Origin of the sequence: Halolamina salina, assembly GCF_042678005.1 — an archaeon.
Lineage (GTDB): Archaea > Halobacteriota > Halobacteria > Halobacteriales > Haloferacaceae > Halolamina > Halolamina salina.
On the sequence record NZ_JBHUDH010000089.1, the window covers coordinates 11,781 to 12,224 of the forward strand.

The 444-nt window shown below is 71.2% G+C and carries 1 pseudogene; it reads right to left on the bottom strand.

The features are described from left to right. Positions 1-444, bottom strand: a pseudogene (locus tag ACFR9S_RS08520) (hypothetical protein); the annotation flags it as partial.

Here is a 444-nt window from a genome sequence, read left to right on the forward strand (position 1 = left end):
TTCAGCCGGGCGAGCTTCTCGTGAAGCTCCTCGTTCTCCGCGATCGCCTCGTCGCGCTCGCGTTCGAGGCGCTCACGCTCGCCGGAGAGCCGTTCGTTCTCCGACTCCAGACGTTCGGTTTCGGCCTCCAGCTCCTCGACCTGCTCGCGGAGCCGATCGCGCTCCTCGCGCAGCGCCTCGATCTCCTCGGTCGATGCCGTCGTCCTCGGCTGTGAGTTGGTTGTCGCCCTCGACTGTGTGTCGGTCGTCGCCGTGGCCGGCGTCCCGCCGTCGTCGGACTCCCGCGACACCGAGTTCTCGGGGTCGAGCGCCGGAATGGTCGCCCCCTCCCGCCACTCGGACTCGGCCTCGAACCGCTCGCGGGCCTCCGAGGACGCCCCGGCCGACGATCGCTCGCCCGAGGACCCGGCTTCGGACCCCTCGGTCGACTCCTCGGCCGTGGAC